Source organism: Deltaproteobacteria bacterium, from assembly GCA_018668695.1.
In the GTDB taxonomy this organism is placed as follows: Bacteria; Myxococcota; XYA12-FULL-58-9; order XYA12-FULL-58-9; family JABJBS01; genus JABJBS01.
In genome coordinates, this window is record JABJBS010000188.1 from 1 (window position 1) to 3,729 (window position 3,729).

General features: G+C 48.9%; 6 protein-coding genes. 4 read left to right on the forward strand and 2 right to left on the reverse strand.

Going from position 1 to position 3,729, the window contains the following annotated elements:
• From HOK28_09935 to HOK28_09950, 4 genes are all read left to right on the forward strand, one after another.
• Positions 1–540, forward strand: a 540-nt coding sequence (locus tag HOK28_09935) for a hypothetical protein (GenBank protein MBT6433400.1), incomplete at its 5' end; no start/stop codon positions are given.
• A gap of 24 nt (positions 541–564) precedes the next feature.
• Positions 565–1,380 (forward strand): hypothetical protein, encoded by an 816-nt coding sequence (locus HOK28_09940; GenBank protein MBT6433401.1) that lies wholly within the window; start codon positions 565–567, stop codon positions 1,378–1,380.
• Positions 1,381–1,442: 62 nt separating this feature from the next.
• Positions 1,443–2,309, forward strand: a complete 867-nt coding sequence (locus HOK28_09945; GenBank protein ID MBT6433402.1) for a cyclic nucleotide-binding domain-containing protein — start codon at positions 1,443–1,445, stop codon at positions 2,307–2,309.
• Positions 2,310–2,351: 42 nt separating this feature from the next.
• On the forward strand, positions 2,352–2,795 hold the full coding sequence (locus HOK28_09950; GenBank protein ID MBT6433403.1) for an AgmX/PglI C-terminal domain-containing protein: 444 nt from the start codon (positions 2,352–2,354) through the stop codon (positions 2,793–2,795).
• Between the two features lie 66 nt (positions 2,796–2,861).
• On the opposite strand, the gene HOK28_09955 is transcribed toward HOK28_09950, so the two are convergent.
• A complete protein-coding gene (locus HOK28_09955) occupies positions 2,862–3,083 on the reverse strand; it encodes a hypothetical protein (protein MBT6433404.1) in 222 nt (73 codons plus the stop codon).
• A 133-nt stretch (positions 3,084–3,216) separates the two neighbouring features.
• The gene (arsC, locus tag HOK28_09960) at positions 3,217–3,570 is read right to left on the reverse strand and encodes an arsenate reductase (glutaredoxin) (protein MBT6433405.1); all 354 of its coding nucleotides are present in this window, start codon (positions 3,568–3,570) and stop codon (positions 3,217–3,219) included.
• Positions 3,571–3,729: the final 159 nt, after the last annotated feature.

Genomic DNA, 3,729 nt, shown 5'->3' on the forward strand with positions numbered 1-3,729 from the left:
AAAAGCGAACTGAGCGCTGCATTTGAAAAACTTCCAAGCTCAAAACGCGATGCACTGGCCGAATCTCTAGAGAAGGACGTCACGGAGCTCACATCCGAAGACAAAGCGCTTCTCTCAATCTACTGGCACACGACCCGTGCGTATGGCTCAAGCTTTACCTTGGCCAATTGGGTGGAGCAGTACACTCGGCGCGCCATCGCATCGCCAGCATTCGCGAAATGGGTTGACCCTTCAGGCCAGTTCTCAACACCCGAATCGTTTAAGGCATGGCTCAAAACACAGGAATTCGCAGATTGGTACGAGACCAAAACGGGCGCCGCCTGGCCCCATGCAACAGATGTTTCGGATTTAACCACCGGTCAGGTTGCAGAACTAGTAGAACTGGCATTGCCGATGGTCTCTGGACGCCGTACAATTTATGCTGAAGTGAACCGCGGCAGCCAGATGCTCTCCACGCAGATGGCATCGTTTCTAAAAGAAGGACGCCTGCCATCCGCTGAGTTCAAGCCTGAGGCATCGACTGTACCCCTTTTGGGCTAACCCGGAAAGCAACAGAGAAACTCGATGACTTTGTGTGACGAAAACATCAACGAACTCCGTTATCAGCTATTATGCATGGAGCAGCCCTTCGTGCTCGCTGAGCACAAGCTCCGTGCGTCCCATACCCTAACTCAAGGCGGTCAGCTTTCGCTCGGGATCCTAATCGAAAGGCTGGCTGAACCAGGCGACCCTATTTTCTTAAACGAGATGCTTGTAACGACAGGTCCACTCAACCCGGGTCCCCCAAGAAAAATGCGAGTCACCCTAAAGTATCAAATTGAACACATCCTGTATGAAATCCTGTACCCAGAACAATCCCCGCGGGCGGAACTTCTTGGAGACTCTCAACTGAATACAGACATCTCGACCGGACCATCAAAGCCGCTCCCGAAACAAAGTTTAATGGAGATGAAAGCGGACTGGGATAAGGCACGAGACCTCGCGATTGGTGAACTCTCCCCCGCCGAACTCGGCGGTGCGTATGCATTTGTATCGGATTGGCAATCCTTTTGGGCAACCCATGGAAACAAAGACTTAGACGCCCTTCGAAAATGGAGCCGGGTTCAAGTTGAAGCGATCTGGTCTGGCCACTTCGGGGCGCAAACACCTGGAACACAAAGCGTGACCAACGCTCCAGTCCCCGAAGACTCGGCGCCTCATTTAGGGCTTGAAGACGAGGAAAAACTTCGAATAGCTTATTCTCGAGCTTGGTCTCTTTATGAAGGCGCTCGAAACACGGCGGCGAGAAAACCTATAGCATTCAGAGGCTTAGAGGACATTCAGAAACGGCACCCACGGCTAAAACTCCACCTGGATTACCTGCGCAAGCTCCTGGCTTGACCGAGAAACAGACAGGAAGGAAACTATAATAAGAGTAGGTTTACTTTCAGTGTTGATGGGTCATGAAACGAGTAGAAACGGCAACAGGCGACTTTAAGAAACTGGCTGAACTGGTCAGAGGCACACAGTTTCTGGAGCATATTAAGGTCGGCAAGTTACAAAAGGTATGCCGAAGCGTAGCGCTTTATCAATTTGACACTGACGAGACTATCTTCAAACAAAATCAGCGGGCCGACAACTTCTACATCATCTATAAAGGTACCGTCAGAGTTACTCTGAACAAAACGCTTTTTAATAAAGGGCTAGATGTTGCCACGCTTCATCAAGGTAACTTTTTCGGCGAAGCCGCACTGCTCTACAACACTACCCGCTCAGCGGCCTGTATCTGCCAGACACCGGTTCAAGCTTTCGTTTTTAGCTCTGACGACTTTCAAATTCTATGTCAGTCCAATTACAAATTTCGGCAGGTGCTCAAGCAAGTCGCCGTTGAGCGACTCTTAGACACCCAAAAGAAACTTAAAGAATGGGATCCCAAAGCCGCCGGCAGGCTTAAGAAGGAAAAGTTACTAAAACAAAAGGCCGACGCCGCACGCACCAGTGCCAAAGCACCGCAGCAAAAAAGTAGGAAAGATTTCATTACGAAATTAATCGAGCGTAAGATATTTTTTGAGGTGGAAGTTCGATCATCGTTTATGCGGGTTCGGTTGGGTCCAAAATTCTCGGAATTGCAAGAGCAGCAAAAGCACTCATTTTTGTCAGTTGCCTTGGCCTACGCCAAAGAAATCGACGGCAAGGGTGACGAGCTTGTTCTCTTCGACTTCAAGACCGGCCGGAAAATTGGATATTACGCCACAAACGACCTCCAAATTAAGGTGATTGGTCCCCCGAAAAAGGGAACCAAAAAAAATGCTCTGGCGCCAGACGGTTGAACTCCAAGCTCACCCACCATAGGGTGCCCAGAGGAGAAAACCATGCGATCTAGCTCAATAGCCCCTGTAATCTTGTTCCTGACGTTCACTGGATGTGCCTCAAGCCAGGTGAGTTCCGTCGATAATGCACCCAAAGCTAAGGTCGACACTGTTCAAACGACAAGCAGCGCAACTCCAACTACAACAGACGTCACAGAACTTACGTCTGAGGTGATTCAAGCAGTCGTCAAGTCACATTTCGAAGAACTTCAAGCTTGCTACGAGTCAACCCTTGCCTCAAATAATGCCCTGGCAGGAATTGTTGAGCTTGAACTCACCATCGTCCAAGATGGTAGCATTGAAAAAGGCCGACTACTCAAAGACGGCATCGGCTCAGCTGAGCTTAACCTCTGTCTCGTTAAGAAAATGGTCGACTGGAAATTCCCGGCTCACACCGATGAGAGTGTTACCATTGAATTCCCGTTTGCATTCTCTCCAAAACGATAGAATTCATCGCCGACCTCCTCGTGGGGAAGTAGGCACCCGGTAACTGTCACGAGCTAGCAGCCCGAATCAATTATCATCGTAAAGTAGAAAATCTTCGACTTCATCGTGCAGCTCAGCAAGCTGCTCAGCCAAGGCACTCGCGGCACGCTTAGCCGATGGCCGTGGATCATCGGCAACTTCTAGATACGCCATTTCGGTTTCTCGAAGCAGCCGGTAGATATAATCACGAGGCATTTCCCGTGAAGTGTTTACTGTAATGGTCTCAGAACTTGATGAATGATTTCTCACGGCTTTCCCCTTTGTCTTCACGCGCATGAATTCCCAAGGCATTCTGCCATGCCAACTTCCCCCCTAGGTAGTCAGCAATCAGTTTGAGTATTGTCTAAAGTGCAGGCGGGTGCAAATACCTAAGGTGACACTTTTAGTCTAAAATCGATAAGACATTTTCGGGTGGACGGCCCAAGGCTGCTCGGGATCCATGTACAACAATTGGACGCTCTAGAAGAACCGGGTGCTTTACAATTTGTTCGATAATCTGTTCATCAGAGCTCGAATCACAAAGGCCCGACTCGGCGTATGCATCTTCTTTTTTTCGCAAGATGGCACCAGCGTCTAAGTTGAGTAACCCAAGTAATTCAGCCAGGACCTGTGTATTCAACCCACCTTTTAAATATTCTATCGTGGTGGGCTTGATGCCCCGCTCTTCCAACAAAGCGAGTGTTTGTCGGGACTTGGAGCATCTTGGATTATGAAAAATTTTTGTTTCGAGAGTCATTAAAATTAACCTTTATCGATGCGCTTAAATAAGCACATGTTAAGCATTTCGAGTGAGTGACTGAATCCAGGATGAGTGCTCCGGATAGTCTCCCATGAGCACCTTCGGGTCCGCCATTTCAAAATCGGAAAAATCAAAACCAGGAGCGACAGTACAACC